This is a genomic window from Haloarchaeobius amylolyticus (genome assembly GCF_026616195.1).
Taxonomy (GTDB): Archaea; Halobacteriota; Halobacteria; order Halobacteriales; family Natrialbaceae; genus Haloarchaeobius; species Haloarchaeobius amylolyticus.
This window is the reverse complement of record NZ_JANHDH010000001.1, coordinates 2,341,284-2,360,783: the sequence shown is the minus strand read 5'-3', so window position 1 is coordinate 2,360,783 and position 19,500 is coordinate 2,341,284. Positions and strand designations below refer to the sequence as shown.

The window sequence follows — 19,500 nt, the reverse complement described above, 5'->3', positions numbered from 1 at the left end:
CCGAAGCGCACGATTTCGTCCGCCGGGACCGCGCCGGGGAGTCCGCCGTGCCTACACCGCGAAGAAAAAGCCGAACCCGGGGGTGTCGCCGTGCTCCTGTGCGATACCACGATGGCTGGATTCGGCTGCCATACTGGGGATGTTCGCGTGACCGCAGAAAAGCCTTCGGGAGCCGTGAGACCGGTCAGTCCCAGTCGAAGCCGGCCTCGTCGATGGGGTCGGTCGCGTCGTCCGGGTCCGGGGTGTCGTCCGGTGTGTCGTCGGCGTCCGACCCCGGGACGGCGTCGGCCGTCTCGCCGGCCTGCAACACGTCGGCCAGCGCCTCCTCCTCGCTCGGCGCGTCGAGGTCCAGCGAGGCGGCGACGGTCCCGTCACCGAGTGCCAGCTCCTCGAGGTCGAGGTCGTCGAGGTCGACCGCCCCGGACTCGGCGGCGAGCGACTTGAACTCCTCGTGGGCACTCGGCCCGGTGTCGGTCGGGCCGGTGTCGGTGGAACCGGTGTCGGCCGGGCGCTCCGCCGCGCCGAAGTCGAACTCGTCGTAGGCGAGCCAGCGCCCACGGCCGTCAGCCTCGCGGTCGACGTCGGACTCGACGGCGGCGAACGCCCCATCGAGCTCCGGGACCGGGTGCCGGGCCTCATCGTCAGCGAGGCCCGCCAGCGACTCGTCGGAATCGTCGCGTTCCAGGAGAGAATCGAAGACTGCGGCGGGGTCGGCGACGGTGCTCTCGCCGGTGTCGTTGTGTTCGATGACGGCGTCGGGATCGGCGTCGAACGCGTCGACCACGTCCGCCAGGTCGCCCGACGACCCGCGACTCGACTCGGACTCCCGGGTTGGCATGGCTACGGTTTCAGGCTACTGGTAGTTAATTCCTCGCACACGTCCGGTCGATTTCTCGATAGGTTCGCCGGTCGAAAGCGGGCAGACCAGCGCCAGTCCGCCCTCGGACGACCTGCCCCGGGGGCGACGGACCACAACGCTATTGCGATGCGGTCTGGCACGTCGAGACATGCCCTTCGACTGGGAGACGGACTTCTACGCTGCCACCGACTGGGACCGGGGCGCGTACGTCGGCGGCGACGACATGCCCGAACACCTCGCGACGTTCTTCGAGCGCGTCGGGGTCCCCGACACCGTCGCGGACGTGGGCTGTGGACCCGCCCTCGTCGACTTCGAGCTCGCACCGCGGTATCCCGACACCGCGTTCTACGGCTACGACGTGGCCCCCTCGGTGGTCGAGTCGAACCGGGAGCAGGCCGCCGAGGCGGGGCTGTCGAACCTCTCGTTCGCGGTCGACGCCCTCCCCGACCTCGCCATCGACCGCGAGTTCGACCTCGTCTACTGCATGGCCACCCTCTACTTCGTCGACGACGTCGAGCGCGCCCTCACCGAACTCTACGACCGGGTCGCGCCGGGCGGTCACCTCGTGTTCAACTACCCCAACCGGTACACCCGGACCTGGGTCCACGAGGAGACCAGCGGCGAGAAGCGCGAGGCGTTCGGACTCGTCGGAGCGGGCGAGAACCTGCTCAGCTACGACGCCATCGAGTCGGTCCTCGGCCGCCGGCCCGAGAGCTACTGGACCGCCGTCGGGGCCCGGGGCGAGCCGTACGCCAGCCGCCGGAGTCCCGCCGTGTTCGTCCGGAAGCCGGCGTCGCCGTGACGGGCGGGGGCCGCTTTCCGCACCACCAACCCCCTACCGGGGCGTGACTCCCGCACTGCCGGTGTCCCGTTATACCGAATCGTCGCGTTCAGAGTAGTATGTCCGAGAACGTCACCACGGACGCGACCTGGGCCGACCCCGGGTCGGCCACCCACTGGGAGGACTTCTACGCGGCCGGCGACTACGAGCGCGTCGCCTACATCGGCCGCGAGGCCATGCCCGGGCTCCTCGCCCGGTTCGTCGACCGCCACTGGCCACCCACGGGCCCCCGGGGAACCGGCGGGCCGGCCTCGGTCGCCTCCATCGGCTGTGGCGCCGCCGTCGACCTGTTCGAACTCGCGGTCCGGTTCCCCGACACCGCGTTCTACGGCTACGACGTCTCCGCGTCCGTCATCCGCGACGACCGCCGCCTCGCCGCCGACCTAGGCTTCGAGAACGTCCACTTCGCGGTCGACGCCCTCCCCGACCTCGCGACCGACCGCACCTTCGACCTCGTCTACTGCATGGCCACCCTCTACTTCGTCGACGACACCGGGGCCGCCGTCCGGGCCATGTACGACCGGGTCCGGCCGGGTGGCTACCTCGTGTTCAACTACCCCAACCGCTACACCCACACCCGGTTCGACCGGGAGTTCACCGGCGCGCGCCGGGAGCTGTTCCACCACGTGGTCGCCGGCGAGAACCTGCTCTCGTACAGCCGCATCGAGGACCTGCTCGGGACCCGCCCCCGCGACTACTGGCGGCTCGTCGACGCCCGCGACTGCTCGTTCGTCGGCCGCGACACGCCCTGCGTCGCGGTCCAGCGGTAGGGCCCGGTCGCCGCGCTGGCCCACCAGTCAGACAGTCAGTCAGTCCCCGTCGAGAGGCCGTCCGCGTTCACCCAGACGAAGCCCTCGTCGGTCTCGACCTCGCTGGCCGACGGCGCATCGAGGTCACAGCCGTCCTCGTACTCGATGCGGACCTCGTCGGAGTCGGCCGCCGGGAACGTCGGGACGAAGGTGTCGTCGTCGAGCAACCCCCTGACCGAGAGGTTCCCGCCGGCGTCGATGGCCGCCCCGTAGGCCGCGAGCCGGTCGTCCTCGGAAGGGCGCTCGACCCCGACGCCGAAGGAGTCGTTCTCGACCCTGTCTTTGCGCGCCCCGCGCTTGAAGTCCGCGAGGTCGTCGGCGTCGAACCCGTCGTACTCGGGGTCGCTCCCGCCCGCGGAGCCGGTCGCGGCCGACGCCTCGACCGAGTCGAACAGGTCGTCCATCGGGTCGTCGTCGGTATCGCCCGACTGGCGTGACACCGAGGGGCCGCCGCCGAGGAGTTCGAATCCGCCGTCGTCGTCGTCGCTGGGTCCGGTAGCCTGGGCAGCACCGGCAGGCTCGCCGTCCTCGCTGGCATCCTCGACTCCGCCCACATCGTCTTCGCCAGCGACTGGTCCATCACTCGCCTCGTCGACCTGTTCACTCGCCTCGCCACCAGTCACCGGCTCCAGCCGCCAGTCCCCGGCGTCGTCCCAGAAAGAGTCGCTATCGTCGGCGGCGGCGTCGCCAGCGTCGTCGGAGCCCGACCCCGCCCCGGTCGCCGGTGCCGTCCCGGTGTCCGACTCCACGAAGTCGATGAACTCGGCGGCCGACCCCGCCCCCGACTCGTCCCCGGCGTCCTCGAAGAACGCGTCCACGTCGGACGCCACCGACGACACCACGTCCGAGGCGGCCGACCGCTCGCGCCCGAGCCGCGGCCCCTCGTCGGTCGTGGTCACCCAGTCCGGCAGTGGCACGTCGCCGCCCTCGTCGGGCAGGTACGCCGGGGGCTGGGGGGCCGAGAGCAGCGGCCGGTCGAACACCGTGACCCGCAGCCCGAACTGGTCGCGCAGGCGGGCGAGTTCGTCGGTCTCCACCAGCGCGAACCGCCAGCGGTCGGTCCCATCCGAGAGCTGGACGAACTCGACTCCGAGCCCGTACAGCAGCCGGGTGTTCACCGCGTGGATCAGCGCCGGGTAGTTGTCGTCACCCAGTGGCGTCTCCGGGTACTCGAAGGGGGCTTCGCGGGTGATGCCGTTCGCGTCCGTGAGCGAGATGGTCCACGGGAAGTCCGCGAACCCCGCCTCGTCGAGCCGCCGGCCGTGGGCATCGCGCAGGTCGGCCTCCCACGCCAGCGCGTCGAACACCGCCCCGAGCTGGACCTGTGGCGCGTGGCGCCAGTGCCGGGCCGGCGCGTCGATACCACGGTCCGACCGGGCGATGGTCCGCCGGACGAACTCCGCGGGGTGTTCGGTCCCGTCGAGCGCGTCGGCGATGACCGCCTCCAGCGACCGGTCTGCCGCGGTCCCCGGTGCGCCGGCAGGTCCCTCGGTCGACGACCCGACATCATCACCCGCCTGCGCGCGAACCCCGTCGGTCGAGACGCCGAAGCCACCGAGGACGTCCGCACACACGACGGTGTCTCGGACGTCGTCGGTGTCGCGGCTCGACCGGAAATCCATCGCTCTCCAGATGTATCACGACCGATTTAAATCTACCTCTGGAAGATGTGAAAGAAGCATCATGTGCCTGCGTCTGGACGTTCTGTTGGCACTTTCGAGCGTGGTAGAATAGATAGAATACCGACAGGTCTGCGGTCAGTTCCGCTTGCGGTCCGAGTCGAGGTCGATGTCGAGGTCGTCGAGGTGTTCGGCGACCTCCGCGCGCTTCTTCTGGTGCTCTTCGAGGAACTCCTCCATGAGTTCGGCCGCCTGTTCCTTGCAGCCGCCACAGAGGCGCTCGCCGCCGACGCACTCCTCGTACACCTCGGTCGCGAACTCGTCGTCGTCGCCCGCGAGCAGGTACGCATAGAGTTCGTACACCGGGCACTTGTCGGCCTCGCCGCCCTTCTCGCGCTGCTCCTCGGCGGTCTCGCGGCCGCCGGTGGTCGCCGACTTCACCTTGTCGTAGCCGTCCTCGGGGTCGTCGAGCAGGCTGATGTGGCTCGCCGGGACCGACGAGGACATCTTCCCGCCCGTGAGCCCGGTCATGAACCGATGGTAGATGGACGACGGTGGCATGAAGCCGTAGCCGCCGTGGTCGACCTCGACCTGCCGGGCGAGTTCCTCGGCCTCGCCTCGGTCGAGGTCGAACGAATCGATGTGGCCCTCGTAGACGCGCTTCTCGCCCTCGACCGCGTCGATGAGCGCCTCGAACGCCGCGTCGGTCGCCTGCCGGTCGAAGAACCGGGTCCGGGGTCGGAGCGGCTCCTTCCCCGCGGAGTCGAGCTTCTTCACCGCGGAATCGCGGGCGTCGGCCGGCTCGGGCTGGTGCTCGCGCAGCCACTCCGCGCCGTCCTCACACCGGACCGGCTCGCCCTCGGGCGCGTCGTCCGCCAGCGCGGCGTAGGCCGCCGCGATGAGTTCGCGCTCGTCGTCGTCCGCCTCGAAGCTCGCGTACGCCTTCGAGACCTTGAAGAAACGCATCCGGGTCGCCAGGTCGCGCGCCAGGCGCATGTGCGGGTCCTGGTCTGGGCCGACCGGGATGACGGTCGGCTTCGGCTCGTCCAGTTGCGGGTAGAGGATGTCCGCCATCTGGGTCACGACCGACTGCATGTGGCTCACGTCGGTCTCGCCGTCGAAGCCGTAGATGGCCTGCAGCTCGGAGTAGTTCGCCTCGATGCCCAGCTCGAAGGCGAGGTCCTGCAGTTCTCGATTGTCGGACTGCCGGTAGAGTTCGCCCTCCGCGGGGTCGAACCCGAGCGCCAGCAGGCTCAGGATGTAGTCCCGCGAGTGCTCGTCGATCTCCTCCCACGTCAGCCCGCGGGCGCTGTGGGCCTCCAGGTCGGCGATGAGGCCGTACGCCTCCCCGCCCTGCTGCTGGTGCCAGATGATCTCGTCGAACACCAGTTTGTGCCCGATGTGCGGGTCGCCCGTCGGCATGAACCCGGAGAGGACGGCCCAGGGCTCGCCCTCGCGCATCGCGTCGGCGACCGGGCGGTAGTCGCGGTGGCCGAAGATGACCCCGCGGCGCATCAGGTAGTGCGGGTTCGGAACTTCGGGCAGGACCTCGTCGAACTCCTCGATGCCGAACTCCTCGAACAACTTGCGGTAGTCGGAGACCGTCGAGGACCCCCACGGGTCGAGTGCGACCTCGTCGGCGCCCTCGGCGGCCGTCTCGCCACCGTCCGGAACCAGCTCGTCGTCGGGTGTCGACGACTCGGAATCGCGCGTCATTTGACTACCCGAGAGTGGCGTCGGCCCGCGCAAAAAGCTTCGCTTCCCGTGTTCTGGGGTGTGGTGCGTGTCGGTTGTCGAGAGCGTCGTCGGTGGGGCGACCCGGTCTGTCGTGGTCACGGCCGAGACCGACTGGCAGTTCACTCGCGCTGGCGTCGTGACCGCACCACACCCTCCCCAGCCGATACCGATGCTCGCTTCGCTCCGTTTCACTCCGCTTCGTTGCGCGTCTCATCCCTCGCGCGGTTCGGCGGGCGGATGAACCCGCCCGCCTGCACGCGCCAGACTGAGATTCGGCGTTCAACGCGCGACGGAGGAATCACCTGGCGCGCACTGGTGAGCGTGCCGAAGGCCGCGAACCGACATTGCGCGAGGGACGCCCGGAACGAAGTGGAGGGAGTCGGCTGGGGAGGGCGTGGCTGCGGGGCGGGGCAGTGGCGGTCGTGGACGCCAGTGCGAGTCGACTGCGTACTCGACGAACTCCACGAGACACGTGACACGGTTGGGCGAGAACACGAACACACCCCAGCGGTCGGTTCTGGCAGCAGTGCGTGACGATGGGGTCGAATGCATCAGGGGCGAGCCGTAGAATAGAGAGACTCGAACCCCAGGTCGAAGCAGGTTTCAGGGCGTCAACCGCCCGACCCGCAGCCACGTCACCCCATCGCCGGGCCGATCCACGAGCCCGAACACCATCTCCTTGCGGACCCCGTTCGCCAGCCGGACGTCGAGCGCCAGGTCGCGCGGCGCGAAGGTGTGACTGATGGGCAGCACCCGGACCAGCATCTCGCTATGCCCGAAGTCGTCGACGCTCTCGAACTCGGCGTAGGTCCGGAAGTCCGCGCCGAACTTGAAGCCGGTCTTGGGCACCACTTCGGCCTCGCGCAGGGCGGCGTAGACCCGGAGCCGGCGGTCGAATCGCTCGCCTTCGACCTCGCGGCCGCGCGCACAGACCGTCTCGGGGTCCACGTCGACTGCGCCGCGGGTGGCGAGGTAGGCCGCCTCGACCAGCGAGAGCTGGATGGCGCCGAGGTCGGAGTCCCGGCCGTCCAGTGGCGTGCCGTAGAAGCCCTCCTCGTACAGTTTCGCCGGCGGGTTCCAGCAGGTCGCACGGTCCGCGAGCAGGTCGCAGTCGACACCCGTGGGGAGCGAGATACCGGCCGAGCCGTCGATGTCCGGGTGGTCCGTATCGAGGTAGGTTATCTCGGACTCCTCGTCGACGACCGCCAGGACGCCGTCGCCCAGCGCCACCGCGTCGACCGTCTCGCGCTCGCCGACCACTCGAACCCGATATTCGACCTCGCCGTCGGTCGGGCCCTTCCCGCGGGGGTAGACCACGAAATCTTCAGAGTCGGGCTCGACGCCGTGGAGCCAGTCCGCCTTCGCCGGCGAGAGGTAGAAGCCACGCTCGCGGAGGTCGGCGTAGACCAGAAAGCGCGGCATGAACCCGGGGTCGGTCGCGTCGCGGATGAACTCTCGAAATTCCATCCCGTCGACGGAATCGAGGTCGCCGCGGTAGAGCAGGTGGGCCGCCTCGACCGGCGCGAGCGCCACGTCGTTCCCGCCGAGAGGGTAGCCGTACCCCCGCGAGTCGTAGTACCGCTGGCGGGCGTCCTGCCCCACGTGCACGACGCCGCCGTCGAGGTGTCCGTCCATGGGCGCGGATGCGCCCCGGGCGGGCAAAGGGGTGACGGTCCCCGGTCGCCTGGGGCGGGTCGGTCAGGGCCCCGTCTCGGCCTCGACACCGTTTCCTTCGGTCCAGTCGCGGTCGCAGGTGCTGTCCAGACATCGCCGGCCGCTGGCCGTCTCGAACACCGGCAGCCCGCACTCGCAGGTCCCGACGACGGTACCGGCCGGGAACGAGAACCCGGTGTCGCAGTCCGGGTAGGAGTCGCATCCCGCCAGCAGGCCGCCACGGCGGAGCACCCGCAGGTCGTCCCCGCACTCGGGACAGTCCCACGCCCGGTCGAACCGGTCGACCACCGCGCTGTCCAGCGACTCGCAGTCGCGGTCGATACAGAGGTCCAGCGGCGCCCCACGCTCGACCCGCATCCGGGGCAGCCCGCAGTCACAGCGCCCGCCGTGGACCACCGCATCTGTGGGGATGCCGTGGTGGCGCTCGCAGTCGAGGCAGGTCACCGCCCGCCGGGTCCTGACCAGCGCGCCGCCACAGTCCGGGCACCGACCCGCCGGTGTCCCCGCGGTGCTCGTCGGGTAGGTCCCCGTGAGGTGGAGCTGGTGGGACTTCACCAGCAGCGTCTGGTCGCCGTCTTTCGCCCGCAGGTCCAGCTCCCCGTCGTTGGTCACCCAGACCTCGCTGGCCCGGGTCAGCCACGCCACGGGCTGGTAGCCCTTCGCGTCGTGGACCAGCACCGTGTCGTCCGGTTTGACCACGACCACGACGTGGCCCCGGTGTTCCTGTCTGTCGGCGCCGTCGAAGACGACGCTGCAATCCCCCGCGAAGACGCGGACTGCTGCTCCGGCTGTCATGCCGGGGTTGGCCCCGTGCTGGTATTTGAATGGTGGGCCCGCGATGGCTGGTGGATTTCCGGGTGGCGCGTGCGGTCGGCGGTCCGAACGCAGTGAGGCCGCCGATGAAAGCACGCGAGGGATGAGACGCGCAACGAAGCGGAGTGAAACGGAGCGAAGTGAGCATCGGAATCGGCTGGGGAGGGCGTGGTGCGGAGGTCGGGGCGGTGCCGTGCGGGGCGGTCGCGGTCGTTCACCGCCATCGGCGCGAGCACGCTGCTCGTCGCCACGAACACCTGCGCAACTGCCTCCCTGAACCCCACCCAGAACCGCACCCGGCACTCCACCCTCCCAGCGTCCCAACCCACGAACCCACCCAAACGAAGTACCCGGCCCCCATCCTCGGAACCAACACATGAGTCACGACGCGGTGCTGTTCGACATGGACGGCGTGCTGGTCGACTCCGAGGACTACTGGGTCGAGCGCGAGCGCGAGGAGTTGCTCCCCTGGGCGGTCCCCGACGAGGACGTCGCGGTCCGCGAGATAATGGGCATGAACTACCGCGAGATCCACGACTACCTCACGGAGCACTACGACGTCGCCGTCACCAAAGAGGAGTGGGTCGCCCGCTTCGACGAGACCGCAGCGACCATCTACACCGAGAAGGTCGACCTCCTGCCCGGGTTCGCCGACTGGCTGGCCGCCCGCCGCGAGGCCGACATCCCCATGGCCATCGTCTCCTCCTCGCCCCACGACTGGATCGACCTCGTCCTCGACCGGTTCGACCTGCGGTTCGACGCGGTCGTCAGCGCCGAGGACATCGACGCGCCCGGCAAGCCCGAGCCGCACATCTTCGAACACGCCGCCGGCGAGGTCGGCTTCGCACCCGGGGACTGCATCGCGGTCGAGGATTCCGAACACGGCGTCGACTCGGCGGTCGCCGCCGGCACGACCTGCATCGGCTATCACTCCGGCGCGGACGAGTCGGTCGACCTCTCCAGTGCGGATTTCGTCGTCGACTCGCCCGAGGACCTGCTGGCGACGGTCGACGAACTGCTCGACGTCGAGGACTGAGACGGCCGCGATTCGACGGTCGCGGTCACGCTGTCGAGTGCTGCGTCGACCCCGTCGTCGAGCGCCGCGTCGAACTCCCGCCGGGCGGTCGCGGCCGGGACGTCCTCGGCGACGAGTTCCGGCGTCGATTCCCGCGGGTCCGCGGTGTCGTACCACCACCGAAGTGCGGCGACGACCGCCAGCCAGAGCAAGCCAGTTACGTACGGGAGCCCGACCGACTCGGCCAGCGTCCCGAACAACGAGAGCGGTGCCAGCCCGAGCAGCCCCCACCAGACCGTGCTCTGGGTGGTGAACCACTGTCGCTTCGCCGCGTTCTCGCGCTCCGCGACGGTTCCGGCACCCTCACCCGCAGGCACGCCACGATACCTGGCCTCGCCGTCGTCCTCGCCGGGGTACCGCAGCACGTCGACCCGGGCGCCCACGGCCTCGTCGGGTATCCGGAACCCGTCGGCTGTCGGCGGGGTGTCGCCACCTGCGGGGGACATACCCGCCGGTACCGGCCGCGGACGTTTAATCTCCGACCATACAGCCGAACCGAGAACAGTTGCTGCCCGAACTCGCTCAGTCCTGCACGCGAACCGTCCGCGTCTCAGTCACCGGAACCAGCGGCAGGTTCGAGAACGCGACCGACACCTCGTAGGTCAACTCGTCGTCGGTCGCGCCGAAGACGCCGACCGGGACCGAGGTCTCCCCGTCGAGGTAGGTCTCGGTCGCGGACATCTCGACGCCGTTGACCGTCACGCGCACCCCGGCAGAGCCGCTGCCGCCGTCGTTGCGGACCGTCACCTCGCACATGTCGTTCTCGCCGCGGCCGATGGTGCTCGGGAAGTCACCCCACTCCACGGAGATGTCGGGCAGTTTCTTCGCGCCCTCGTACACCTGCTCGGCGACGCCCTCGGAGAGGCCGGCCGTGACGAGCCCGTCGACGCCGGCGTCGACCGCGTCGGCAGGCGTCTCCAGGCCCTCCTTGGCGAGCTTGCTGGCGCGGCCGGGGCCGACCCCGTCGATGGCGGTCAGGCCCACTGCATCGGGGGCGACCCCGTTCTCGACGCGGGCCTCGACCCGGCGAGCGACGTTGGTCGCGTGGGGGGTCGCGAACCGGTCGAGGAACGCCTGGAGCGCGGCGAGCAGGCGCAGGCCGTTCTGCTTGATGACCCACGCGTCCGAGCGCAGGTCGCCGGGGGTCGTCCCGTTCATCGACCCGACGAGGATGGCGAGCACCTTCCGGCCGCCGGCGTCCATCTCGCCGGTGTCCTGCCCGACGAGCATGGCGTCGACCGCCTCCTTCTCGGACTGGCGGGCGCTCACGCTGTCGAACTCGGCGGCGGTCGCGACGGCGCCGAGAACACCCTTCTCGGTGATGCCCTCGGAGTCCGCGAGCGTCTTGAAGCGTTCCGCGGTCTCCAGCCGGAGGTAGTACTTCGAGGCGAGCACGCCGAGGCCGGTCGCGGAGATGTCGAGCTCGTCGCCCAGGTCGACGAAGCCGTGGTCGACCAGCGACTTCAGGACCTCGCGCACCCGCTCGCGGAGGTTCGCGAAGTCGTACTGCTCGGGTTCGGACTGGGCGCGCTGGTAGTAGAACGTGGTCTCCAGCCAGTCCATCACGTCGTCGAGGTCCCTGACGGTGCCCATCGCGATCTCGGCGTTCAGGTGGGCGTCGAGGTTCTCCGCGAGGCGGCTCTCTATCTCCTTGCCCTCCTTGAGCAGTCGCCGGTACTTGCCGGCGTCCGAGGCGTCACAGACCACGTAGCCGTGGCCCACGTCGTCGTAGCCGGGGCGGCCGGCGCGCCCGAGCATCTGGAGCACGTCGAGGGGGCTCATGTCGACCTCGCCCTCGAGGGGGTCGTGGAGTTTCGTGTCCCGGATGACGACACACCGGGCGGGGAGGTTCACGCCCCACGCCAGCGTCGAGGTCGAGAACAGCAACTGGAGCTTGCCCTGCTTGAACCACTCCTCGACGCGGTCCTTGTCGTTCTTCGAGAGGCCGGCGTGGTGGAACGCCACCCCGTCGATGCAGGAGTTCCGGAGGGTGTCGTTGTCGAGCTCCTGCGTCTCGGTGTGGAAGTCGTAGTCGCCGCGCGCGCCCATCGACACGTCCCGCTCCGAGATCTCGTCGCGGGCCTTCTTCGCGGCCTGCACCGTGTCCTGCCGGGAGGAGACGAACACCAGTGCCTGCCCGTCGTCGTTCAGGTGCGGTTCGGCGAGGTCGAGCGCGCGGTAGAGCCGCCGGTACTTGTCCGCGAAGGAGTTCTCGCCGTGGCTGTAGGTCTTCACGTCGGCGTGGAGGTCCACAGGCCGGTACTCGTCGCCGAACTCGAAGGTGTTCTCCGGCGGCGCGTCGAGCCACGCGGCCACGTCGTCGATGTTCGGCATGGTCGCCGACAGTGCCACCACGCGGGGGGCACAGAGCCGGCGGAGCCGCGAGACGGTCACCTCCAGGACCGCACCGCGACGGTCCGAGTCCAGCAGGTGGACCTCGTCGATGACGCAGACGTCGACATCCGTGATGAAGTCGTACCGGGCCGTGTCGTGCTTGCGGGTCGCCGAGTCGAGCTTCTCGGGCGTCATCACGAGGATGTCCGCGTGACGCGCGCGACGTGGATTCAGGTCGCGCTCGCCGGTGACGACGTACACCGAGTAGCCCAGCTCCTCGAAGCGGTCCCAGTCCGCCTCCTTCTCGTTCGTCAGCGCGCGCAGCGGCGCGATGAACAGCGCGGTACCCCCCGTATCGAGCGCCCGACAGATGGCGAGTTCGGCCAGCGCGGTCTTCCCGCTGGCGGTCGGCGCGCTCGCGACGACGTTCTCCGACGAGTCGAGCAACGCCGGCAGCGCCTCCCGCTGCATGCGATTGAACTCCTCGAAGGCGAAGGCGTCGGCAAAATCTGGAACGACCTCGGCGACCTCCATTCTCGTTCCATAGCCGGGTCCCCGGTATCAAGAACGTTTCCGTACCGGGGCGGAAGTGGACCGGCGCGTCAGGCGGCCTCGACCCGGACGAGTCCGAGCTGCTCGTACATGCCCAGGGCGTCCCACTCGCTCCACAGTTCGGTGACGCGACCGTCGGCGACGTGGAGGACGTTCGTCGAGACGACCTCGAACTCGTTCCCGGTCGCGTCGACGTCGGCGAACACGCCGGGGCCGTCGCTCCCCTCGTGCGTGCCGGTGACCGTACAGCGGACGGCGACCAGCTCGGCCGTCGCGCGGAGGTCGTCGACCGCGTAGCGCAGGTCGGGGAACAGCTCGAGGTACGTCGCCTCGTTGTCGATGAAGGTCGCTGCGTCGTACTCGGCGGTCCCGTACACCATCACGAAGTCCTCGGCGAGCAGGTCGCGCAATCCCGCGAGGTCGTGGTCCGTGATGCACGCGAAGAACTGTCGGGCGAGGGACTCGCTGGCTGCGCGCGGCGTGGTGCTCATTCCACACCGTTCGCACCGCGGGGGAGTAACTGTACTCCCTGGGTCGGACAGATGCCGGGAGGTCAGCCGGCGGACTCCGCGGCCCGGTCGGCGGCCCGCTCCATCATGCCCTCGCTGGTCTCGTACCAGTAGTAGAACCCGAGGCCGATGGCGACCAGCACGTTCGAGAGCGTCACGCCCCAGAACACCGCGACCACGCCGTAGTCGAGGACGTAGACGCCGACGAGCGCGACCGGCAGGCGGACGCCCCAGTACTGTGCCAGCGAGGCGATCATGCTGGTCTTGGTGCGCCGGGCCGCGTTGAATCCCGCCCGCAGCAGGTAGGAGGCGCCGATGGCCCAGTAGCCGACCGCGAGTATCTGGAGGTACGCGACCGTGAGCGCGAGGCCGTCGCCGGAGATGTCGGGGACGAACAGCCGGGCGATGGTCCCCGGGAACAGCAACTGGAGGCCGCCGAGGACCACCATCGCGGCCGTGATGATGCCGACGCCGGTCCAGGTGGTCTGGCGGGCGCGACTGGTGTTGCCCGCCCCGAGGTTCTGTCCGACGATGCTCTGGGCCGCCTGCTGGAAGCCGCCGGCGGGAATCCACGCGATGGCGGAGACGCGCGCCCCGAGCGTGTACGCCGTCAGGCCGGCCGCACCGCCGCCGGCGAGGACGACGCTGATCATGACGAGGCGGACCGCGTCCTGGGCGAGGCGCTGGCCGACGTTCGGGAGCGACACGTCGAGCATCTCGCGCCAGTCCGCGAGGTCGACGGTCGCGGACGCCCACGTGAACTGGAAGGAGTCGCGCAGGCCCAGCGAGAACGCGAGGATGAGGAGCAGCCCGGCCATGCCGCCGATGGCCGTCGCCGCCCCGGCCCCCTCGACGCCCATCTCGGGGAAGGGGCCGACGCCGAAGATGAGCAGCGGGTCGAGCGTCAGGTTGACCGCGACCGTGGTGACGTTGACCCAGAGTGCGGCCCGGGCGTCGCCCCAGCCGACGAACGCGCCCTCGATGGCGTCGGAGGCCGCCATCGCCGGGAAGCCGACGGCGTAGGCGACGAAGTAGGCGGTCGCGGGCGTCACGACGTCGGTCCCCGGGTTGAGCGTCGAGACGGTCCACGAGATGAGCGGTTCCGCACCGACGATGGCGATGGCCGTGATGGGGACCATGAGCAAGAGCGCGAAGAGCACCACCCCGTTGAACGTGACCCGGCGGGCGCCGACCTCGTCGTCGCCGCCGACCCGCTGGGAGACGATGACCTGTGTACCGATCATCGCGGCCGTGGCGACGGCCAGACAGATAGAGGTGAGCGGGAAGACCAGTCCGACCGCGGCGACCGCCTGCTCGCCGAGTTGCCCGACCCAGAAGGCGTCGACGACGAGCTGGGCGAACCGGACGAGGTTCTGCGCGATGAGGGGGGCGGCGAGGAGGAGCAGGGTCTGTGTCAGGGACCCTGACGTTATGTCATCACGTGACACGTCGAACATTTCGTATTGCTAAACTGGTACACGCATCGCATAAAACCCTACCGACCATCACCGATGGAAACGGGTTCTCCGTGGGGAGTTTACCCCCCGGCGCACAATCCCCACGCTTTTTGTCCACCCGAGCCGCAGATTTTGCCATGAGTCGCTCCCGGAAGCCCGACTGGCTGAAGATGCGGCCGCCGTCGGGCCGCCAGTTCACGGACATCAAGCAGACGCTCCGCGAGCACGACCTCAACACGGTGTGCGAGGAGGCCAACTGTCCGAACCTCGGCGAGTGCTGGAGCGGTCGCAACGGGTCGGGCGACGGCGGGACGGCCACCTTCATGCTGATGGGGCATCGCTGCTCGCGCGGGTGTAACTTCTGTGACGTGGAGACCGGTGGCATGGAGCCGCTGGACCCCGACGAGCCGGCGAACGTCGCCTCCGCCATCGCCGAGATCGGGCTGGACTACGTCGTCCTGACCTCGGTCGACCGGGACGACCTCCCCGACCAGGGCGCGGGCCACTTCGCCGAGACCATCCGGGAGATCAAACAGCGCCACCCCGGTATCCTCGTCGAGGTCCTCATCCCGGACTTCCAGGGCGAACCCGACCTCGTCCGGAAGATCATCGACGCCGAGCCGGACGTCATCGCGCACAACGTCGAGACCGTCGAGCGCCTCCAGTGGCCGGTCCGGGACCGCCGCGCCGGCTACGAGCAGTCGCTCTCGGTGCTCGAACAGGTCTCGCGCGAGTCCGACATCTACACGAAGACGAGCCTGATGCTCGGCGTCGGCGAGTACCACCACGAGATCTACCAGACCCTCTCGGACCTCCACGAGATCGACGTGGACGTGGTGACGCTGGGCCAGTACCTCCAGCCGTCGCGCACCCACCTCGACGTGGAGCGCTACGTCCATCCCGACGAGTTCGACACGTGGCGCGCGGTCGCCGAGGACGAACTCGGCTTCCTGTACTGCGCCTCCGGCCCGATGGTCCGGTCGTCGTACAAGGCCGGCGAGCTGTTCGTCGACGCCGTCCTCCGGGATGGGAAGAGCGTGGAGGAGGCACGCGAGGCGGCGCGAAGCGTCGCCTCGGACTGAGCGAGCGGCGAACGCAGTGAGCCGCGAGCACGGGAGGCCGCTCGTAGAGTGGCCTCCGATTAGCCGAACGGGGAGTGCGCGACCCGTGAGGCACGCGAGGCGGCGCGAAGCGTCGCCTCGGACTGAGCGACACCAGCGACCACCAGAACATTCAGATTGGTGATATGCAAGCGGGAGCGAGAGGTCGGCCGCGAAAGTGTGGGTCGGTACCACAGAACAGCCGGAAATCGACCGCAGCATGGTACCGAGACACACCCATCGAACCCGCCCATCCGTCCAGAATCCCGTTGGTAAAACCGTGATAGACCCACAAAGGAGACGGTTCGTCCACGTGAATTTTAAATTTGTTCGAATTTTCGCCGATTTGCGTGAATCTTTGCGACAGCGTGGCAAGAATGAGTCCGAAAGCAACGTTTTTACGAAAACAATATAACGCGAGCGAGAGACGTGACACACATGTCAAGGTGGGTTCTACCGTGAGCACGTTACAGCACAACCCCCGTGACCGTGTACAGGTACTCGACGACGCGGGTCGAGTCCTCGACGGTGCGGAGGTGCCGGAGGTCGACGACGACAAGCTCGTCGAGATGTACAAACAGATGCGGCTGGCCCGCCACTTCGACCAGCGCGCGGTCAGCCTGCAACGACAGGGCCGCATGGGCACCTACCCACCCCTCTCGGGGCAGGAGGGTGCCCAGGTCGGCAGCGCCCACGCGCTGGACGACGACGACTGGCTGTTCCCCTCTTACCGCGAACACGCGGCCGCCCTCGTCCGGGGGCTCTCGCTCAAGCGGACCCTCCTCTACTGGATGGGTCACGAGCAGGGGAACGCCATCCCCGCGGACCTGAACATCTTCACCGTCGCGGTCCCCATCGCGACACAGGTCGTCCACGGCACCGGGGCCGCCTGGGCCTCGAAGCTCAAGGGCGAGGAGAAGGCGTTCATCACCTACTTCGGTGACGGCGCGACCTCTGAGGGCGACTTCCACGAGGGCCTGAACTTCGCCGGGGTGTTCGACACCCCGAACGTCTTCTTCTGCAACAACAACCAGTGGGCCATCTCGGTCCCGCGCGAGCGCCAGACGGCCTCCGAGACCATCGCCCAGAAGGCCGAAGCGTACGGCTTCGAGGGCGTCCAGGTCGACGGGATGGACCCCCTCGCGGTGTACAAGGTCACCCGCGACGCCGTCAACAAGGCGAAGAACCCGGACGACGACGAACTGCGGCCGACCCTCATCGAGGCGGTCCAGTACCGCTTCGGTGCCCACACCACCGCCGACGACCCCTCGGTCTACCGCGACGACGAGGAGGTCGAGCGCTGGAAGCAGAAGGACCCCATCCCGCGGATGGAGACGTTCCTCCGGAACCACGGCCTGCTCGACGACGAGCGCGTCGAGGCCATCACCGCGGAGATCGAGGACGAGGTCGCCGACGCCATCAGCGCGGCCGAGGCGGTCGAACGCCCGGAACCCGAAGAGATTTTCAAGCACGTGTACGCCGACATGCCTCAGAAGCTCCAGGCACAGCTGGAGTGGTTCAACGAGGTCCGTGAAGAGTTCGGCGACGACGCCCTGCTGGAGTGATATCAATGTCTACGCAAGATACCCAGACCGAGACGGAGAACCTGACCCTGGTGCAGGCCGTGCGTGACGGCCTGTACACCGAGATGAAGAACGACGACGACGTCATCGTCATGGGCGAGGACGTCGGGAAGAACGGCGGCGTCTTCCGCGCCACGGAAGGCCTCTACGACGAGTTCGGCGAGGACCGCGTCATCGACACGCCGCTGGCCGAGTCCGGCATCGTCGGCACCGCCATCGGGATGGCCGCCTACGGCCTGAAGCCCGTGCCCGAGATCCAGTTCATGGGCTTCATCTACCCCGCCTTCGACCAGATCGTGAGCCACGCCGCCCGCCTGCGCACCCGCAGCCGCGGCCGGTTCACGTGCCCGATGGTCGTCCGCGCCCCCTACGGTGGCGGCATCCGCGCCCCGGAGCACCACTCCGAGTCGACCGAGGCCATGTTCGCCCACCAGCCCGGCCTGAAGGTACAGATTCCGAGCACGCCCTACGACGCGAAGGGCATGCTCATCTCGGCCATCCGCGACCCCGACCCGGTCGTCTTCCTCGAGCCGAAGCTCATCTACCGCGCGTTCCGCGACGAGGTCCCGACCGGCGACTACGAGGTCCCGCTCGGTGAGGCCGCGGTCCGCCGCGAGGGCGCGGACATCTCCGTGTTCACGTGGGGCGCCATGACCCGCCCGACGATGGAGGCCGCCGAGGAACTCGCAGAGGAGGACGGCATCGACGTCGAGGTCGTCGACATCCGCTCCATCTCCCCGCTCGACGAGGAGACCATCGTCGAGTCGTTCAAGAAGACCGGTCGTGCCGCCGTCGTCCACGAGGCGCCCAAGTCGGGCGGCCTCGGCGGCGAGATCGCGACCATCATCCAGGAGGAGGCACTCCTCTACCAGGAGGCACCGGTCAAGCGCATCACCGGCTTCGACACGCCGTTCCCGCTGTACGCGCTGGAGGACTACTACCTCCCCGAGCCGGCGCGCATCAAGAAGGGCATCCGCGAGGCGATGGACTTCTAAGATGGCACGAGAATTCAAACTCCCCGACGTCGGTGAAGGCGTCGCAGAAGGCGAACTCGTCTCGTGGCTCGTCGAAGAGGGCGACACGGTCACCGAGGACCAGCCGGTCGCCGAGGTCGAGACGGACAAGGCACTGGTCGAGGTCCCCTCGCCGTACAACGGCACGGTGAAAGAGCTCCGCGCCGAGGAGGGCGAGATGGTCCCGGTCGGGAACGTCATCATGGTCTACAACGTCGAGGGCGAGGACGACCTCGACGACGTCGGTGCCGACGAACCCGCCGAGGCCGACACTGCTGCCGAGGCGGACACCGGCGCCGAGGCCGAACCCGCCGACGCCGGCGGCGAGGCCGCGGAGGCCGAGACGCCCTCGGGTCGCGTGTTCGCGCCCCCGAGCGCCCGCCGGCTCGCCCGCGAACTCGACGTCGACATCAACGCGGTCTCGGGAACCGGCCCGTCGGGCCGCATCACCGAACAGGACGTCCGCGCCCACGCGGAGTCCGGCGGCGAGCCCGAGCCCGCCAGCGAACCCGCGTCCGCGGAGGCCGAGGCCGAGAGCCCGTCCGAGCCGGCGACCGCCGACTCTGGAACCGGCGGCGGCCAGGCGGCCCAGACCATCCAGCGCGAGGCCGCCGACCGCGACAAGACGCTCGCGGCACCGGCCACCCGCAAGCTCGCCGAGGAGCAGGGCGTCGACATCAACGCGGTCCCCGCCACCGAGGAGCGCGACGGACAGGCGTTCGTCACGCCCGAGGCGGTCACGGAGTACGCCGAGGCCCAGCAGCAGGCACAGCAGGCCGACGCCCAGGCCCTGGCGGCCGGCGAGGACCGCCCGCGCGAGGAGCGCACCCCGTACAAGGGCGTCCGCAAGGCCATCGGCGACCAGATGCAGAAGTCGAAGTACACCGCCCCGCACGTCACCCACCACGACGAGGTCGACGTGACCGGGCTGGTCGAGGCCCGCAAGGAGCTCAAGCCCCACGCGGAGGAGAAGGACATCAAGTTGACGTACATGCCCTTCGCGATGAAGGCCGTCACCGCGGCCCTCAAGGAGTACCCGCGGCTCAACTCCTCGCTCGACGAGGAGAACGAGGAGATCGTCCAGAAGAACTACTACAACATCGGCGTCGCCGCGGCGACCGACGCGGGCCTGATGGTCCCGGTCGTCAAGGACGCGGACAAGAAGGGCATGCTCCAGCTCTCCTCGGAGATGAACGAGCTGGTCACGAAGGCCCGCGACCGCTCCATCGCGCTGGACGAGATGCAGGGCGGGACGTTCACCATCACGAACGTCGGCGTCATCGGCGGCGAGTACGCCACGCCCATCATCAACTACCCCGAGGTCGGCATCCTCGCGCTGGGCGCCATCAAGAAGAAGCCGCGCGTCGTCACCGACGAGAACGGCGAGGACAGCATCGAGATCCGTCACGTCATGACGCTCTCGCTGTCGTTCGACCACCGGCTGGTCGACGGGGCGTACGCGGCACAGTTCACCAACAAGGTCAAGGAGTACCTCTCGAACCCCAAGCTCCTGCTACTCGAATAA

16 protein-coding genes are annotated in these 19,500 nt (G+C 69.0%); 7 read left to right on the top strand and 9 right to left on the bottom strand.

Annotated features, from left to right (window positions below):
* Nucleotides 1-184 precede the first annotated feature (184 nt).
* Nucleotides 185-838, bottom strand: coding sequence for a hypothetical protein (locus NOV86_RS12185; protein ID WP_267641670.1), 654 nt, complete (start codon nt 836-838; stop codon nt 185-187).
* A gap of 169 nt (nt 839-1,007) precedes the next feature.
* Here NOV86_RS12185 and NOV86_RS12180 point away from each other — a divergent pair, with 169 nt between their 5' ends.
* On the top strand, nt 1,008-1,661 hold the full coding sequence (locus NOV86_RS12180; RefSeq protein ID WP_267641669.1) for a class I SAM-dependent methyltransferase: 654 nt from the start codon (nt 1,008-1,010) through the stop codon (nt 1,659-1,661).
* Nucleotides 1,662-1,759: 98 nt separating this feature from the next.
* A complete protein-coding gene (locus tag NOV86_RS12175; protein ID WP_267641668.1) occupies nt 1,760-2,470 on the top strand; it encodes a class I SAM-dependent methyltransferase in 711 nt (236 codons plus the stop codon).
* A 35-nt stretch (nt 2,471-2,505) separates the two neighbouring features.
* Here NOV86_RS12175 and NOV86_RS12170 read toward each other — a convergent pair whose 3' ends face one another.
* From NOV86_RS12170 to NOV86_RS12155, 4 genes are all read right to left on the bottom strand, one after another.
* Nucleotides 2,506-4,131, bottom strand: coding sequence for a hypothetical protein (locus NOV86_RS12170; protein ID WP_267641667.1), 1,626 nt, complete (start codon nt 4,129-4,131; stop codon nt 2,506-2,508).
* A gap of 135 nt (nt 4,132-4,266) precedes the next feature.
* A complete protein-coding gene (locus NOV86_RS12165) occupies nt 4,267-5,844 on the bottom strand; it encodes a tryptophan--tRNA ligase (protein WP_267641666.1) in 1,578 nt (525 codons plus the stop codon).
* A gap of 624 nt (nt 5,845-6,468) precedes the next feature.
* Nucleotides 6,469-7,500 (bottom strand): tRNA-intron lyase, encoded by a 1,032-nt coding sequence (gene endA, locus NOV86_RS12160; protein WP_267641665.1) that lies wholly within the window; start codon nt 7,498-7,500, stop codon nt 6,469-6,471.
* Between the two features lie 63 nt (nt 7,501-7,563).
* Nucleotides 7,564-8,334 (bottom strand): topoisomerase DNA-binding C4 zinc finger domain-containing protein, encoded by a 771-nt coding sequence (locus NOV86_RS12155; protein WP_267641664.1) that lies wholly within the window; start codon nt 8,332-8,334, stop codon nt 7,564-7,566.
* Nucleotides 8,335-8,728: 394 nt separating this feature from the next.
* Between NOV86_RS12155 and NOV86_RS12150 the strand changes: the two genes are divergently transcribed.
* On the top strand, nt 8,729-9,388 hold the full coding sequence (locus NOV86_RS12150) for an HAD family hydrolase (RefSeq protein WP_267641663.1): 660 nt from the start codon (nt 8,729-8,731) through the stop codon (nt 9,386-9,388).
* Here the strand turns inward: NOV86_RS12150 and NOV86_RS12145 are convergent.
* The 4 genes from NOV86_RS12145 to NOV86_RS12130 all read right to left on the bottom strand — a co-directional run bounded on the left by NOV86_RS12145 (nt 9,280) and on the right by NOV86_RS12130 (nt 14,279).
* Nucleotides 9,280-9,873, bottom strand: a complete 594-nt coding sequence (locus tag NOV86_RS12145; protein ID WP_267641662.1) for a hypothetical protein — start codon at nt 9,871-9,873, stop codon at nt 9,280-9,282. The two genes, NOV86_RS12150 and NOV86_RS12145, sit on opposite strands and share 109 nt — an antisense overlap.
* A 76-nt stretch (nt 9,874-9,949) precedes the next feature.
* Nucleotides 9,950-12,295, bottom strand: a complete 2,346-nt coding sequence (locus NOV86_RS12140; protein ID WP_267641661.1) for a DEAD/DEAH box helicase — start codon at nt 12,293-12,295, stop codon at nt 9,950-9,952.
* Between the two features lie 68 nt (nt 12,296-12,363).
* Nucleotides 12,364-12,804, bottom strand: coding sequence for an ester cyclase (locus NOV86_RS12135; RefSeq protein WP_267641660.1), 441 nt, complete (start codon nt 12,802-12,804; stop codon nt 12,364-12,366).
* A gap of 62 nt (nt 12,805-12,866) precedes the next feature.
* Complete coding sequence (locus NOV86_RS12130) at nt 12,867-14,279, bottom strand: MATE family efflux transporter (protein WP_267641659.1); 1,413 nt, start codon at nt 14,277-14,279, stop codon at nt 12,867-12,869.
* Between the two features lie 137 nt (nt 14,280-14,416).
* Between NOV86_RS12130 and lipA the strand changes: the two genes are divergently transcribed.
* The 4 genes from lipA to NOV86_RS12110 all read left to right on the top strand — a co-directional run bounded on the left by lipA (nt 14,417) and on the right by NOV86_RS12110 (nt 19,500).
* Nucleotides 14,417-15,361, top strand: coding sequence for a lipoyl synthase (lipA, locus tag NOV86_RS12125; protein WP_267641658.1), 945 nt, complete (start codon nt 14,417-14,419; stop codon nt 15,359-15,361).
* Nucleotides 15,362-15,837: 476 nt separating this feature from the next.
* On the top strand, nt 15,838-16,944 hold the full coding sequence (gene pdhA / locus NOV86_RS12120) for a pyruvate dehydrogenase (acetyl-transferring) E1 component subunit alpha (RefSeq protein WP_267641657.1): 1,107 nt from the start codon (nt 15,838-15,840) through the stop codon (nt 16,942-16,944).
* Between the two features lie 5 nt (nt 16,945-16,949).
* Nucleotides 16,950-17,957, top strand: coding sequence for an alpha-ketoacid dehydrogenase subunit beta (locus NOV86_RS12115; protein ID WP_267641656.1), 1,008 nt, complete (start codon nt 16,950-16,952; stop codon nt 17,955-17,957).
* Nucleotide 17,958: 1 nt separating this feature from the next.
* Entirely contained in the window at nt 17,959-19,500 is a 1,542-nt protein-coding gene (locus NOV86_RS12110) for a dihydrolipoamide acetyltransferase family protein (protein WP_267641655.1), read from the top strand.